The sequence below is a fragment of the Williamsia sterculiae genome, assembly GCF_900156495.1.
GTDB classification, from domain to species: domain Bacteria; phylum Actinomycetota; class Actinomycetes; order Mycobacteriales; family Mycobacteriaceae; genus Williamsia_B; species Williamsia_B sterculiae.
Genome location: NZ_FTNT01000006.1, coordinates 215,601 through 230,833, shown reverse-complemented (window position 1 = coordinate 230,833; position 15,233 = coordinate 215,601). Strand labels below are relative to the sequence as shown.

Below are 15,233 nucleotides of genomic sequence, written 5' to 3'. Positions count from 1 at the left end.
GCCCGTGGGCGCCCCTCTCGGGCATCCTGGAGCGGTGACCGACACCGAACCCCTGGACGAGCATGCGCCGGCATTGGCCGCGCTCGATCGGACGACGGCGCTGTGGCCGGGCCGGTACGTCCACGCCGCCGGTGCCCGGGTCTTCGTGCGACACACCTCGGATGCCCCCGACGTCGCCACCGACCACCACCACCCGATCCTGTACGTCCATGGTCTGGGTGGGTCCTCGTTGAACTGGCACGACCTCGGCGAACTGCTGCGACCGTTCGGCGTGGGGCACGCGATGGACCTGCCCGGTTTCGGTTTCTCCGAACCCCCTGCCGGTGGCCGGTACACGCTGTCCGCGCTGATCGACTCGGTGATCGCGGTGCTGGAGATGCTCGGCGGTGCCGACCTGGTCGGCAACTCGCTCGGCGGGGTGGTGGTGGCCCGCGTCGCCGAACAACGCCCCGACCTGGTGCGCACCCTGACCCTGATCTCACCCGCATTCCCCGACATCCGGCCCGGGCCGCGCCGGGTCACCTTCCTGCCGCTGGCCCTGGCGGGCACGCCCGGTCTCGGTCGGATGGTGTTCGGATACCTCGGTCGGGTCCGCGCCGAGGCTCAGGTGGCCCAGACGTTCCGGCACATCATGGTCCAACCGTCGGTGGTCGGTCCGGTGCGCACGGCGCAGGCGGTCGAGCACGCGACGGCCAGGGCGGCGATGCCGTGGGCGTCGGCGGCCCTCTCGGGCAGTTTCAACACCCTGGTCGCGAGCTGGCTGCGGCTCGGGGGACGTGACCACTGGGTCCGCGCCCGCCGGATCCGTGTGCCCACGTTGGTGATCTGGGGGCGCGAGGATCAGCTGGTGAGCTCGCGGCTCGCGGCGAAGGTGGCCAGGACCATTCCGGGTGCCCGGCTGGTGATGTTCGACGGTGTGGGCCACGTCAGCCAGATGGAGGTCCCCGAACGCACCGCGGAACTCATCGCGGCACACCTGAAAAGAGTGGGCACATGAACAGATCGGGCACATGAGAAGGTAGTGCGGTGAACTCGTCAGCAGGTGGTCCGGGAGACGCCGGTCAGCGTCATCCGCCCATCGGGTCCCGAGCTCGCGCCGGAGCGGGCGCGCCGGGGCGCGGCGGTCATCCCGCGCTGCCGCCGGGTCCCGCGACGCCCGGGCTGTCGGATGCTCCGCGCGGCCGACCCGGTCGGAACCAGCCGCTGCGCGCCGAGTGGGACCCCACGGCCGAGCGGGTCCGTCGGCCGCGGCCGGATCGTCCGCCGCGACCCGAACGACGCAAGCAGAGCCCGATCGGACGGTTCTTCCGGACCTACGGTTGGCGGGCCTACGCCATCCCGGTGCTCGCCGTCCTGACCGTGGTCCTGGTGGTCCTCACCGCCACCCGACATCACGATTCCGGATCGTCGAGATCCGACGCCGCGCCCACCGCGGGTGCACGCAACACCCAGGTGAACGAGGAGTCCACGGCCGTGGGTGCACCGAGCGGCGATGCCCGGACCGTGGCCATGCCGTCGGGTGTGTTGCCTGCGGGCGGGCCGTACACCACCACCGGCCGCAAGACGTATCACGTGGTCCCCGGCAGTACCGGCAGGGCGGGCACGGGTGCGCAGTTGTACAGCTACACCGTCGAGGTGGAGGACGGGCTGTCCGCACCCGACTTCGGCGGGGACGCCACCTTCGCCCGGTTCGTCGACGCGACGCTTGCCAACCCCAAGAGCTGGATCGGCGGCGGCCAGGTCGCATTCCGTCGTGTCGACAGAGGAACCCCCGATTTCCGGGTCACCCTCACCTCCACCGGGACCACCCGGGAACTGTGCGGCTACCAGATCCAACTCGAGTCGTCCTGCTACTACCCGCCGGAGACGCGGGTGACCCTGAACGAGGCCCGGTGGGTGCGCGGCGCGGTGTCGTATCAGGGCGACGACCTCGCCTACCGGCAGTACGCGGTCAACCACGAGGTCGGCCACGCCATCGGATACGACAAGCACGAACCGTGTGCTCGCAACGGCGCGTTGGCGCCGGTCATGATGCAGCAGAGCTTCGGCGTCGCCAACAGCGAGATCATGGCCCTCGATCCGGACATGCAGGCAGACCGATCGCTGGTGTGTACGCCCAATCCCTGGCCGTTCCCCAACCGCTGATCCGCGCCCGCCACGGCGGCGGAATGCGACCATGGACGCCTGACGTTGTCCACTGTGTGTCGGGTTCGCCACCCGTACCCGGCAGCCCTCATCTTTGACAGGGAGAAGTCACCGTGTCCTCGTTGCCACCGCTCGTCGCGCCCGTCGCAGAACTCAGCCGTGAGGAGGTGGGCCGCTACAGCAGACACCTGATCATTCCCGACATCGGGATGGACGGTCAGCGCCGCCTCAAGAGCGCGCGGGTGTTGGTCATCGGCGCCGGCGGGCTCGGATCGCCGACGCTGCTGTATCTGGCGGCCGCGGGGGTCGGCACCATCGGCATCGTCGAATTCGACGAGGTGGACGAATCGAATCTGCAGCGCCAGGTCATCCACGGGCAGAGCGACATCGGCAGGCCCAAGGGGGAGAGCGCGCGCGACTCGATCGCCGAGATCAACCCGTACGTCCACGTCGAGCTGCATCCGCGCCGGCTGGACAACGACAACGCGATCGAACTGTTCGAGCAGTACGACCTCATTCTCGACGGCACCGACAACTTCGCCACGCGCTATCTCGTCAACGACGCCGCGGTGCTGGCCCACAAGCCCTATGTGTGGGGTTCGATCTACCGGTTCGAGGGACAGGCGTCGGTGTTCTGGGAGGACGCCCCCGATGGTCGCGGGTTGAACTACCGCGACCTCTACCCGCAGGCCCCACCGCCGGGAATGGTGCCGTCCTGCGCCGAGGGGGGCGTGCTGGGCATCCTCTGCGCATCCATCGGGTCGATCATGGGCACCGAGGCGGTGAAGCTGATCTGCGGTGTCGGCGACCCCTTGCTCGGTCGTCTGATGGTCTACGACGCGCTGGACATGACCTACCGGACGATCAAGATCCGAAAGGACCCAGACGCACCGGTGATCACCGAACTCATCGACTACGACGACTTCTGCGGTGTCGTGTCGACCGAGGGTTCTGCGGCCGCCGCCGGATCGACCATCACCCCCGCCGAGCTCAAGGAGCGGATAGACGCCGGGGACCGGGTCGCCCTCATCGACGTCCGCGAACCGGTGGAGTGGGACATCGTGCACATCGACGGTGCCACCCTGATCCCCAAGGACGAGATCATCTCGGGTGCCGGACTGAGCAAGCTGCCCCAGGACCGTCCGGCGGTGCTGTACTGCAAGACCGGGATCCGATCGGCGGAGGCCCTGGCCGCGGTGAAGCGCGCGGGCTTCGTCGATGCGGTGCATCTGCAGGGCGGCATCACCTCGTGGGCCAAGCAGGTCGACGCGTCGCTGCCGGTCTACTGAATGCCTGCCCCGACGAATGCCTGCCCCGACGACGCGTCGGAGCTCGTCACAACACTCGCGTCGTCGCTACCGGGGATGAGGGACACGGCTGGGTAACGTTGGCGCGGTGACCACCGTCGAACCACCCGAGCACGTGTTGCAGACCTTCGGGTTGACCGGCTCCGCGCCGATCGAGCTCGGTGACCCGTGGCAGGGCGGGTGGCGAGTGGGCGAAGTGGTGCTGTCCATCGTGCCGGATCACGCGCGGGCCGCATGGTCGGCCGGAGTGCGCGAGGACCTGTACGTCGAGGGTGCCCGGGTAGCCCGGCCCGTACGCGGTACCGACGGTCGGTACGTGGTGTCGGGGTGGCGCGCCGACACCTACCTCGCCGGCCATCCCGAACCCCGTCATGACGAGGTGGTGTCGCTGGCCAACCGCCTGCACGAACTCACCGAGAAGTGGGAACGGCCGCGATTCCTGCTGCAGCAACCCGCGCCGCCGATCACCGACGTGGACGTGTTCAGTGCCGCCGACCGCGGTGCCTGGGACGACAACCCGTTGCGTGCGGCTCGGGCCGCGGGGATGGACATGCCGACCTCACCGGACGGTGTGACCAGTCTGGAGACCATCGGCACGCTGGCGACGTTACGCAAGCGGATCGATGTGCCGTCGCAACTGGTCCACGGCGACCTGTTCGGCACCGTGCTGTTCGCCGGTGCCGCTGCCCCCGGTCTCACCGACATCGTCCCGTACTGGCGACCGGCCTCCTGGGCCGCGGCGGTGGTGGTGGTGGACGCGCTGGCCTGGGGTGACGCCGACGCCGAGTTGGTGCAGCGCTGGTCGGATCTCCCCGAGTGGGGACAGATGATGTTGCGCGCCACCATGTTCCGCCTCGGCGTGCACGCCTTCCACCCGCGCTCCACGGCCGAGGCGTTACCGGGGCTGCAGCGGGTGGTCGACATCGTGCGGTTGCTCGTCTAGGCCAGTTTCACCTCGACCCCGCCGGAGAACACGGAGTCGTGCAGTTCGATGGCCGCCGGAGTGGTGCCGGTGGGTACGTCGAAGACGATCGTCGCCTCGAGGGTGTTGCCGGGGTTCACCTGCTCGTAGAAGGTGTTGCCCGAGTCGAACGAGATGGTGGCCTGACTGTCCGCCGAATATTGTGTTCCGCTCCCGGACAACAGTTTCTGCGACGAGACATCAAAGCTCTGCGCCTTGTCCCCGGTGTTGCGGATGGTCAGGTCGACGAGCACGAAGTGGCCCTGCGCCCGTTCCGCCAAGAAGTCCGGCCCGACAGACGTACCGCCGTCGCGGACACCGCGGACCACGAACTCGAACTTCCCGTCGCTGGCCGGTGCACCGATGCCTGGTCTCGGGGCGGCAGCTGCGGAGCGCGGTGCCTCGCTCGCCGTCGCGGTCCCGCTCGCCGACGTCGAGTCGGGAGACGACGAGCCACCCGAGGTGGCCGCGATGATGATCACGATGAACACGATCACCACCCCCAGTGCGGTGAGGATCTTGTGCCGCGCGAACCACGACCGCTTCCTCGGTGGCGGCCCCTGCGGATAGGGATTGTTCGGGTACGGACCGGGCTGGCCCGGGGGCATCTGGCTCATGGCGAGACCCTTTCGACGAATGGATGTCGGTCAGCCTGTCGCGGACACCCGGCCCGGCACCTCCGCCGATCGGCCCGGCATGGTCATCCCTTCGGTCGGTCGCGGGCCGTCGGTCGCCCGGATGGCCGATGCGTGTGTCCGACCGGCGCCGTAGCGTTCCGATGATGAGCAACGGGTGGGCCGGCGAGCGGCGTACCGGCGCGTCCGACGGCGTGCGGGCCGCACCACCACCGACGGCGCCGCGATCCGTGGCCGCGCGTATCCGCACGACGGCGTGGACCGTCGGCGCCGCCGCCCTGAGCCTGTTCTGCACGATCATGACCGCGGGGTTGGCGGGCTTCGCGCACACCCCCGGGTGGAACGTCGCCGCCGGATGTGTGTTGAACCTGGCCGCGGGGGTCGCGCTGATCTGGCGTCACCAGCATCCGTGGCGAGTGCTCGCGCTGGCAGTGGCCGGGCCGTTGTTCTTCGCCACCGACGCCACCGCGGCGCTCATCGCCCTGTTCGCGGTGGCGGCCGCGGTCCGCGATCGTCGTCTGGTGGTCTCGGCGGGTGCCGTGTGGATCGCCTGCGGTGTCTCGCTCACCTACGACGCGGTACGGCGTCGCGACTATTCGGTGTTGACCATCGGCAGCGCGCGACCGCGCGACGGGCAGGTGCCGGAGTGGAACCTGCCGCTGTGGCTGCCCTGGGTCGTCGCGACGGTGCTGGTGGTCGTGGTCGTGGGGCTCGCCCTGTTGCGTCGTGCGCGTTCGGATCTCGTGCAGGCGGAAACCGTTCTCGACGTCCGGACCCGCGAGTCGGAGGCGATGCGGCACCAGATGCTCAGGGCCGACGAACGGGCTCGTATCGCCCGGGACATGCACGACACCCTGGCCGCTACGCTGAGCCGGATATCGCTGACCGCGGGCGGGTTACAGGTCAACAGCGGTGACGGACCGGAACGGGTGGCCAACACGGCGTCGCTGATCCAGCGAACCGCCCACGACGGACTCGACGAACTGCGGCGCATCGTCGGGGTGTTGCGCGCGGGCGACGGTGCGGCGACGGCCGGGATGGACCGCGGTCTCGACAGCATCGGCGACCTGCTCACCGCGGGACGCGCGGTGGGGGTTCGGGTCACTCATCTCACCGATCTCGCCCCCGGGCAGGTGGGCCCGCTGACGGGGTCCATCTCCTACCGCGTGGTTCGCGAGGCCGTGACCAACGCGCAGCGTCATGCACCCGGGGCGCCGGTGTTGGTCGCCGTGCGCGGCGGGCCCGACGACGGGTTGTCGGTGGAGGTGCGCAACAGCCTTCCGGGCGCGGCCGAGGACACCGGGATCGTCGGTACCGGCACCGGACTGCGGGGACTGCGTGAACAGGCCACCGAGGTGGGAGGGAGCTTCTGCGCCGAGCGCGTCGGTGACGAGTTCGTCGTGACCTGCCTGCTGCCGTTCTTCTCCTGACGCATCCATCCGGTCGCCGCCGTGGTGGGCGCAGCTGTCCGCGGCCCCGCTACTGTCTGACCATCATGACCACACCGGCCATCACCACGGTCCTCGTCGTCGACGACGATCCGTTCGTCCGACGTGGGGTCGCCGACATCTTCGACCCCACGTCGGACATCAGGGTGGTCGCCGACGTGGACGACGGCGATCAGGTGCTCGCCGCGGCGCGGACCTTCCGTCCACACGTGGTGTTGATGGATCTGAGCATGCGGCGGATGGGCGGACTCGCCGCCATCGAACAGCTCATGACGCTGGATCACCCACCCCGGATCATCGCGATGACCGCCCTCGACGTCGACGATCAGGTGGTGTCGTCGGTGGTGGCGGGGGCGCACAGCTTCCTGCGGAAATCGGAGCCGCCTGCCACTTTCCAACTCGCGGTTCGTGCGGTGGCCGCGGGCAGCACGCTGTTCAGTGACGAGTCCCTGCGCGAGATCGTGCGCAGCGAGGCGGGTGTGCAACGGATCGGTGCCCGCGACATCTCGTCGCGCGGGGTCGCGGGCCTCTCCGACCGCGAGCGTGAGGTATTGGGTCTGGTGGCCACCGGTGCGTCCAACAGCGCGATCGCGCACCGCATGTTCGTCGGTGAGACCACGGTGAAGACCCACATCTCCAGCATCTTCACCAAACTCGACGTGACCAATCGGGTGGAGGCGGCGCTGCACGCCTTCCGTGCTGGACTGGTGCAGTAGCCGCCCGCACCTCACCGCGCACACCCCTGACCAGTGCGGACACTCACTCACGTGTTCTCACCGACCCTGCGATGAGTACGTGAGCGAAGTGTGATTTTCGGGTCACCTCGTGACAATTCCCCGCAACAACGGATTCCTACTGTGCTGTCAACGCCGACATCGCGTCGGCTTCGCGGCGCCGGTGCGTCGCGTCCGCAGGCCGTCGAAGGACTTCACCGTGACCGCACCCGCCCGTCCCCGCAAGCACTACATCACCGACTGGGACCCCGAGGACCGTGAGGCCTGGGACAACGGAAATTCCCGCATCGCCAACCGCAACCTGATCTGGTCGGTGATCTGCGAACACATCGGCTTCTCGATCTGGTCGCTGTTCTCGGTGATGGCCCTGTTCATGGGACCCGAATACGGCATCAACGCCGACCAGAAGTTCGTCATCGCGGCCACCGCGACGTTCGTCGGCGCCTGCCTGCGCATTCCCTACACCCAGGCGACCGCACGTTTCGGCGGCCGCAACTGGGCGATCTTCAGTGCGGTGGTGTTGCTCATCCCCACCGGTCTGACCCTCATGTTGATGATGAACCCCGGTGACTTCGGCTACGGCTGGTTCCTCGGGGTCGCGGCGCTCACCGGCTTCGGCGGCGGCAACTTCGCCTCGTCGATGACCAACATCAACGCCTTCTATCCGCAGCGCCTCAAAGGGTGGGCGCTGGGCCTCAACGCGGGCGGGGGCAACATCGGCGTCCCGGTGGTCCAGCTGCTCAGTCTGCTGATCATCTGGCTGTCGTCGGACCACCCGGAGATCCTCTGCGCGGTCTACCTGGTGGCTCTGGCCGTCGCGGGTGTCGGCGCGGCGCTGTACATGGACAACCTCGACCACCAGACCTCCAGCGCCAAGGCGATGGTCGACTGCCTCAAGCATTACGACTCCTGGCTGATCTCGCTGCTGTACGTCGGCACCTTCGGTTCGTTCATCGGCTTCTCGTTCGCGTTCAGCCAGGTCCTCAGCCTCAGCTTCAAGTCCTCCGGTCAGACGGCCACCGCGGCCGCGCTGTCGGCGGCTCAGATCGCCTGGATCGGACCGCTGCTCGGTTCGGTGTTCCGACCCATCGGCGGCAAGCTCGCCGACCGGTTCGGTGGCGGCAGGGTCACCTTCTACTGCTTCATCGGCATGGTCGCCTCATCGGTGTTGTTGGTGGTCTCCGGCATCGCGGCCGACGGTCATCCCAAACACAAGATCGAGAACGCCCAGCTGACCGGCTTCATCGTCGGCTTCATCCTGCTGTTCCTGATCTCGGGCATCGCCAACGGATCGGTCTACAAGATCATCCCGACCATCTTCGAGCAGAAAGCTCGGCAGAACGTGGGGCTCAACGCCCACGGCAAGATCACCTGGTCGCGGTCGATGTCCGGTGCGCTGATCGGCATCGCCGGCGCCATCGGCGCCCTCGGTGGGGTGGCCATCAACCTCGTACTGCGCAGCAGCTACAAGACGCATCAGTCCGCGACCGCCGCCTTCTGGGTCTTCCTCGGCTTCTACGTGGTCGCCGGAGTCATCACCTGGTGGTTCTACGCCCGTCGGGAGGTCGTGTTGGACGACGGGTACTCCGCTCCGGTGGACACCTCGATGTCGTCGCAGGCGCACGCCTGACGCCTCACGAATCCGCCGGTGTGGACGTTGCCGCGGTGAGAAACGACGAAGGGAAACAGACGATGGTGCGCAAGACGGTGGTCGTGATCGGTCACGGCATGGTCGGGCATCGCTTCGTACAGGCGATGCGGGACCGCGACGTCACCGGCGCGTGGCGGATCGTGGTGCTGTCCGAGGAGAGTGCCCCCGCGTACGACAGGGTGGCGTTGTCGAGTTACGTCGGTGCGTGGGACCGCGATGCGTTGGCATTGAGTGGTAACCGGTACGACGACGACACCTCGGTGGAACTGCGCCTCGGCGAGGGGGCGGCTGCGGTCGACCGCGACGACAGACGCGTCGTCACCACGATGGGCATCGAGATCGACTATGACGCACTGGTGTTCGCCACCGGTTCGTATCCATTCGTTCCACCGGTCCCCGGGTCGGACGCCGAGCGTTGCTTCGTCTATCGGACCCTCGACGACCTCGACGGCATCCGCACCGCCGCCGAGGCCGCCGGTCCGGGGGCCACCGGTGTGGTGGTCGGAGGCGGACTGCTCGGTCTGGAGGCCGCGAACGCCTTGCGACTGATGGGAGTCGAACCACATGTGGTGGAGTTCGCCCCGCGGTTGATGCCGCTGCAGGTGGACACCGGTGGCGGCGCTCTGCTGGCCGATCTGATCGGTGACCTCGGGGTCAAGGTGCACACGGGGGTGTCGACCACCGCGATCGCCGAGACCGACGACGGGTTGCGGGTCACCCTGGGTGACGAGTCCGTTCTCGACGTGTCACTGCTGGTGTTCTCCGCCGGGGTGCGCCCGCGGGACGCGATCGCCCGCGAAGCGGGATTGCCGGTCGGTGAGCGCGGTGGCGTGCTCGTCGACCAGGCCTGCCGTACCCAGGATCCCGACGTGTACGCGGTCGGTGAGGTCGCCGCGGTCGACGGGCGCTGTTACGGGCTCGTCGCCCCCGGGTACAGCACCGCTGAGGTGGTCGCCGATCAGTTGACCGGCGGCTCCACCACCTTCGCCGGCGCCGACATGTCCACCAAGTTGAAGCTGCTGGGCGTCGACGTCGCCAGCTTCGGCGACGCGTTGGCCGTGACCGAGCGCGCACTGGAGATCGTCTACAGCGACCCGGTGGCCGGGACCTACGCCAAGGTGGTCGTCTCCGATGACGCATCCACGCTGCTCGGCGGCATCCTCGTCGGCAACGCCGACGCCTACTCGCTGCTCAAACCCATGGTCGGGCAGAGAATTCCGGGTGATCCGTCGGCGCTCATCGCGCCTGCGGCCGGCAGTGCGGAGATCGGCCTCGGTGCCCTGCCCGACGATACGGAGATCTGTTCGTGCAACGGAGTCTCCAAGGGCACGATCTGTGCGGCCATCTGCGAGGGTGCCGCCGACGTCGCGACCGTGAAGGAAAAGACCTGCGCGGGCACCACCTGCGGCGGATGTCTGCCCAGCCTCAAGAAGTTGCTCGCCGACGCCGGGGTGGCGCAGAGTTCGGCTCTGTGCGAACACTTCTCCCACTCCCGACGTGAACTGTTCGAGATCGTCGTGGCCACCGGTATCCGACGCTTCTCGGAGTTGATCACCCGATACGGCACCGGCGCGGGTTGCGATATCTGCAAACCCACCGTCGCGTCCATCCTGGCCTCCACGTCCAGCGATCACATCCTCGACGACGACCGGGCTGCTCTGCAGGACACCAATGACCACTTTCTGGCCAACATGCAGAAGAACGGGTCCTACTCGGTGGTGCCGCGGATGCCGGGGGGCGAGGTGACGCCCGAACAGCTCATCGTCATCGGCGAGGTCGCCCGCGATTTCGGCCTCTACACCAAGGTCACCGGTGGCCAGCGGATCGACATGTTCGGTGCCCGGGTGGAACAACTTCCGCAGATCTGGCGACGACTCGTCGACGCCGGGATGGAATCGGGTCAGGCCTACGGCAAGAGTCTGCGCACCGTGAAGAGCTGCGTGGGCAGCAGCTGGTGCCGGTACGGGGTGCAGGACTCCGTCGGGATGGCGGTCACCCTGGAGCGGCGGTATCGAGGGCTGCGTTCACCGCACAAGATCAAATTCGGTGTCTCCGGATGCGCCCGCGAATGCGCGGAGGCACGCGGCAAGGACGTGGGGGTGATCGCCACCGAACACGGGTGGAACCTGTACGTCGCGGGCAACGGTGGGCAGCGCCCCGCCCACGCCCAGCTGCTGGTGTCCGGTATCGACGACGAGACGCTCATCCGGTACATCGACCGGTATCTGATGTTCTACATCCGCACGGCCGACCGCCTGCAGCGCACGGCGCCGTGGCTGGAATCGCTGGATGGTGGACTCGATCACCTCCGGGACGTGGTGTGCGACGACAGCCTCGGAATCGGCGGCGATCTGGAAGCGGCGATGCGGGCGCATGTGGACGGGTACCGCGACGAGTGGTCTGCGGTGCTGGAGGACGAGGAGAAGTTGTCCCGGTTCGTGTCCTTCGTCAACGCACCGGAGACCGCGGACCCGACCATCGCGTTCGGCGAGGAGTCGGGACGCAAGGTGCCGGTGTTGCTCGGTGCGCCGAGCTTCCCGGGAACGTGACGAGGGTCACGGGCCGAGCGGGTGTCCGGGCATATCGCCGGTGTGATCGGCAGGTTAATGCGGCGCCCACACGATGGAAACAAGCGGTTTACATGCGATCCGGACACTGGGTCGCGAGCACGTCGGCAGACACGAGGAGATGACGGACAGCGATGTCGGTGACGGATGACTTTCCCGCGAAGGAGCCAACCCCGGCCGCGACATGGACCGTGGTGTGTCCGCTCGATCGCCTGCTACCCGGATTGGGTGTGGCAGCGCTGCTCCCCGACGGCGGACAGGTGGCGGTGTTCCGGGTGTCCGCAGGCACGGACTCGACGAGCGGTGATCGTTTCGATCGGTTGTATGCGGTCGGCAACATCGACCCGTACGCGCGGGCCGCGGTGATGTCACGGGGCATCATCGGGGATCGTGCCGGCGAACCGACCATTGCGTCACCGCTGCTCAAACAGGTCTTCTCGCTGCGCAATGGGCGTTGCCTCGACGACGACCGCGTTGCGCTGCCGGTGCATCCCGTGCGGGTGGTCGACGGTGTGGTCCAGGTCGGTTCGGCCGTGACCGACGCCGTCGTCGACGACCGCGGCGACGGGGCTCGCGTCGGATGACGCCCGGCACCACGGTGACACCCCACCCAGACAACCCAGCCCATGCACGCAACCCCGAGCCGACAGATCACGTGCCGACGATGCGGTCCGGTAAGGAGGACGGTGTGGACACACCCGCTTCTTCCAGAACCACAGAGGTGGGCAACCCGCTCACCGGGTTCACCATCGGCATCACCGCCGCGCGTCGAGCCGACGAGTTCGCGGCCCTGCTGACCCGACGTGGTGCCGAGGTGCTGCACGCACCCGCCATCCAGATCATCCCGCTGTCCGACGACGCCGAACTCGAACGGGTGACCGCCGAGGTCATCGCCGATCCGCCCGACATCGTCATCGCCACGACGGGGATCGGCTTCCGCGGTTGGATGGAGGCCGCGGACGGCTGGGGAGTGGCCGAGGAGCTCGTCGCGGCGTTGCGTCGGTCCCGGGTGGTCGCACGCGGGCCGAAGGCCAAAGGAGCCATCCGGGCCGCTGGTCTGCGCGAGGACTGGTCACCCGCGGGTGAGTCCTCGTCCGAGGTGCTCGACCACCTCCTCGAGCAGGGCGTCGCCGGCCTGCGGGTCGGGGTACAGCTGCACGGCGCGACCACCGAGTGGGAACCGCTGCCCGACCTCGGTGAGGTGCTGAGGGAGGCGGGTGCGGAGATCGTGCCCGTCCCGGTCTACCGCTGGATCCCGCCGACGGACACCGCGCCCATGAACCGGATGATCGATGCGACCATCGCGGGTGACATCGACGCCATCACCTTCACCAGTGCCCCCGCGGTCGCGTCCATGCTCGGACAGGCCGACAGCACCGGGCGCCTCGACCCGCTGCTGCACGCCATGCGCACCACGGTGGCCGTGATGTGTGTCGGCAACGTCACCGCCGGCCCACTGCACGCTCTGGAGGTCCCCACGTACCAGCCGGAACGCTTCCGCCTCGGTGCGCTGGTCCGGTTGATCTCCGACGAGCTGCCGCGTCGTCATCCCACCTTGCGGGTGGCGGGACACGACATCAGCGTCCGCGGGTGCGCGGTGGTGGTCGACGGCGAGCTGCGCACGCCGCCCGGCGCGAGTTTCGCCCTGTTGAAGGCTCTGACGCGCATCCCCGGCCGGGTGGTGTCGCGTCGCGCGCTGCTGGCCGAATTGCCGGGCGGCGGCACCGACACGCATGCCGTGGAGATGGCCATCACCCGATTGCGTTCGGGGCTGGGCGATTCCAAGATGATCCAGACGGTCGTCAAACGCGGCTACCGACTCGCCGTCGACCTGGAGTACGACAGGGACGAACTCCTCGGTGACGATCACACCAGGGAGGACGGTGACGCCGTCCATGGCCGATGAGGCAGGAGCAGTTCTGCGTCGCACCCCGGTTCTGGTCGCCCACGGGACTCGCGCTGCCGCAGGGGTGGAGACCATCGCGCGGTTGGCCGACATGGTCGGGGAGCGGGTCGGCCCCACCCGGGTCGCCTTCGTCGACGTACTCGGGCCGTCACCGGCGGAGGTGCTCACCGAGGTCGTCAGGCCCGCGGTGGTGGTACCCGCGTTCCTCGCATCCGGTTACCACGTCCGCACCGACCTGCCCGCAGGCATCGTCGCATCGGGGCACCACGACACCGTGGTCACCCCCGCGCTGGGCCCGGACCCGGTTCTCGCGCAACTGATGATGCGCCGACTGCGCGAGGCCGGCTGGTGTCCGGGCGACGGCGTGGTGCTCGCCGCGGCGGGATCCAGCGACGCCCAGGCGCGTGCCGAGGTGCACGTCGCCGCCGACCAACTGGCCCGCCTCGTCGGTGGTGATGTCCCGGTCGGGTTCCTGACCAGTGCGGCGCCCACGGTCGTCGACGCGGTGACCGACTTTCGGCGGATCAACTCCGGCCGCCGGGTGTTCTTGGCCGCATACTTGTTGGCGCCCGGCCTGTTCCACCGCCGACTCGCCGAATGTGGCGCCGACGGTGTGGCCGACCCCCTGGGTGCGGATCCGATGATCGCGGACCTCGTCGCCAGCCGGATGGTGCTCAGTGACCAGCTGACGAGAAATCAAAGCGTGCCTGTCGCATCGACACCCGTCCGTCGTTGATCGGAACTCCCTCCGCGCGAAGGTTCTCCAACTGCGTGCGTCTGAGATGTGGTGCAGGACGCCCCGTCACACCGATCACCCGATGCCAGGGCAGGTCGGCAGAGTCGGTCCGCATGATCCACCCCACGATTCGGGGGCTCGACAATCCCGCGACGTCCGCGATGTCGCCGTAGGTGCCGACTTTGCCCGGCGGGATGGCGGCGACCAGAGCGCGTACCCGTTCGACATCGTCGTCGGAGATGGCGGCCACGTCGTCAGACCGTGTCGTCGGTGCGGTCGGCGTCGCGGATCAGGCGGCCGACCAGCTCGGGCAGTGCTTGGGGCACCATGTGGTCGCAATCCTCGGCGAGGTAGGTGAACTGCGAGCGCTCGGACAGCCCGCGGACCAGCTCGGGGCGCACGTACGGCGGCTGCACCCTGGTGGCCTGCACCAGCCAGACCGGTACCGACGGCGGCGGGATCACCCAGGGCGCGGCCAGTTCACTGAATGTGGTGACCACCGCCGCCGGACTGACCCGCCAGCCGAGCCGACCGCGATGATCGGTGATCAGGTGTTCGACGATCTCGGCCTCGACGGCCGCCTCACCCGCCTCCGACCACGCGCCGTTCAGTTTGTCGGCACGCGCGTCGGCGACGGAGTCGTAGTACCAGTGGTCGATGGTGTCGTCGGCTGCGGTGCGAGCCATCTCGGGATCGATCCCGATGGCCGGATCGAGCAGCACGAGAGAGCGGACCCGATCCGGCTCGCGGGCGGCCAGATGCAGTCCCAGCGCGCCACCGAAGGAGTGACCCACCACGATCACCGGTTCCGGACCGATCTCGTGGAGCAACTCCCGCAACGCGTCGACCTGTGCCCCGATGGACCACGGCGGGTTCCACGGCGAGAAACCGTGGCCCAACAGGTCGGGCGCGATGACCCGATGATCGGGCAGCTGCTCCGATGCCAAGGCACTCCAGCGTTTGCCGTGCCCGGTCACCCCATGGATCGCCAGGACCCGCGACCCGGACTCCGGGCCGAAGTACTCCACGTTCAGCCTGCTCATGCGCCCATCCTGCCCGAGTCGACGTGGATCGCGCAGGTCAGGGGGAGTGGATCACCACCGGTGTCGTACCCGCGTGTTCGAATGGGTGTACGCGACCGAT

Annotated in this window: 14 protein-coding genes; 11 read left to right on the top strand and 3 right to left on the bottom strand. The window is 68.4% G+C overall.

Annotation, left to right across the window (positions count from 1 at the left end):
• The first annotated feature begins 34 nt into the window (after positions 1 to 34).
• From BW971_RS11915 to BW971_RS11900, 4 genes are all read left to right on the top strand, one after another.
• Positions 35 to 997 (top strand): alpha/beta fold hydrolase, encoded by a 963-nt coding sequence (locus BW971_RS11915; RefSeq protein ID WP_234974373.1) that lies wholly within the window; start codon positions 35 to 37, stop codon positions 995 to 997.
• A 29-nt stretch (positions 998 to 1,026) separates the two neighbouring features.
• Positions 1,027 to 2,145 (top strand): DUF3152 domain-containing protein, encoded by a 1,119-nt coding sequence (locus tag BW971_RS11910; protein ID WP_076479761.1) that lies wholly within the window; start codon positions 1,027 to 1,029, stop codon positions 2,143 to 2,145.
• 113 nt (positions 2,146 to 2,258) lie between these two features.
• On the top strand, positions 2,259 to 3,434 hold the full coding sequence (gene moeZ / locus BW971_RS11905) for an adenylyltransferase/sulfurtransferase MoeZ (protein ID WP_076479759.1): 1,176 nt from the start codon (positions 2,259 to 2,261) through the stop codon (positions 3,432 to 3,434).
• Positions 3,435 to 3,540: 106 nt separating this feature from the next.
• Positions 3,541 to 4,395 (top strand): TIGR02569 family protein, encoded by an 855-nt coding sequence (locus BW971_RS11900; RefSeq protein WP_076479757.1) that lies wholly within the window; start codon positions 3,541 to 3,543, stop codon positions 4,393 to 4,395.
• On the opposite strand, the gene BW971_RS11895 is transcribed toward BW971_RS11900, so the two are convergent.
• The gene (locus BW971_RS11895) at positions 4,392 to 5,030 is read right to left on the bottom strand and encodes a DUF4352 domain-containing protein (protein WP_234974372.1); all 639 of its coding nucleotides are present in this window, start codon (positions 5,028 to 5,030) and stop codon (positions 4,392 to 4,394) included. The two genes, BW971_RS11900 and BW971_RS11895, sit on opposite strands and share 4 nt — an antisense overlap.
• A 164-nt stretch (positions 5,031 to 5,194) precedes the next feature.
• Between BW971_RS11895 and BW971_RS11890 the strand changes: the two genes are divergently transcribed.
• The 7 genes from BW971_RS11890 (at position 5,195) to BW971_RS11860 (ending at position 14,090) form a co-directional block, all read left to right on the top strand.
• Entirely contained in the window at positions 5,195 to 6,478 is a 1,284-nt protein-coding gene (locus BW971_RS11890; protein ID WP_083709846.1) for a sensor histidine kinase, read from the top strand.
• Between the two features lie 65 nt (positions 6,479 to 6,543).
• Entirely contained in the window at positions 6,544 to 7,212 is a 669-nt protein-coding gene (locus BW971_RS11885) for a response regulator transcription factor (RefSeq protein ID WP_076479755.1), read from the top strand.
• A 217-nt stretch (positions 7,213 to 7,429) separates the two neighbouring features.
• Entirely contained in the window at positions 7,430 to 8,860 is a 1,431-nt protein-coding gene (locus tag BW971_RS11880) for a nitrate/nitrite transporter (RefSeq protein ID WP_076479886.1), read from the top strand.
• A gap of 62 nt (positions 8,861 to 8,922) precedes the next feature.
• Positions 8,923 to 11,430 (top strand): nitrite reductase large subunit NirB, encoded by a 2,508-nt coding sequence (gene nirB, locus BW971_RS11875; protein ID WP_076479753.1) that lies wholly within the window; start codon positions 8,923 to 8,925, stop codon positions 11,428 to 11,430.
• 152 nt (positions 11,431 to 11,582) lie between these two features.
• Positions 11,583 to 12,032 carry a nitrite reductase small subunit NirD gene (gene nirD / locus BW971_RS11870; RefSeq protein ID WP_076479751.1) on the top strand — a complete coding sequence of 150 codons (450 nt, stop codon included), beginning with the start codon at positions 11,583 to 11,585 and terminating at the stop codon, positions 12,030 to 12,032.
• An 80-nt stretch (positions 12,033 to 12,112) separates the two neighbouring features.
• Entirely contained in the window at positions 12,113 to 13,354 is a 1,242-nt protein-coding gene (locus BW971_RS11865) for a uroporphyrinogen-III synthase (protein WP_076479749.1), read from the top strand.
• Positions 13,344 to 14,090 (top strand): sirohydrochlorin chelatase, encoded by a 747-nt coding sequence (locus BW971_RS11860; protein WP_076479747.1) that lies wholly within the window; start codon positions 13,344 to 13,346, stop codon positions 14,088 to 14,090. The genes BW971_RS11865 and BW971_RS11860 overlap by 11 nt, the downstream gene beginning before the upstream one ends.
• On the opposite strand, the gene BW971_RS11855 is transcribed toward BW971_RS11860, so the two are convergent.
• Together BW971_RS11855 and BW971_RS11850 are read right to left on the bottom strand one after the other, a co-directional pair.
• Positions 14,029 to 14,340 (bottom strand): MGMT family protein, encoded by a 312-nt coding sequence (locus BW971_RS11855; RefSeq protein ID WP_076479745.1) that lies wholly within the window; start codon positions 14,338 to 14,340, stop codon positions 14,029 to 14,031. The two genes, BW971_RS11860 and BW971_RS11855, sit on opposite strands and share 62 nt — an antisense overlap.
• Before the next feature lie 4 nt (positions 14,341 to 14,344).
• A complete protein-coding gene (locus BW971_RS11850) occupies positions 14,345 to 15,133 on the bottom strand; it encodes an alpha/beta fold hydrolase (RefSeq protein WP_076479743.1) in 789 nt (262 codons plus the stop codon).
• Positions 15,134 to 15,233: the final 100 nt, after the last annotated feature.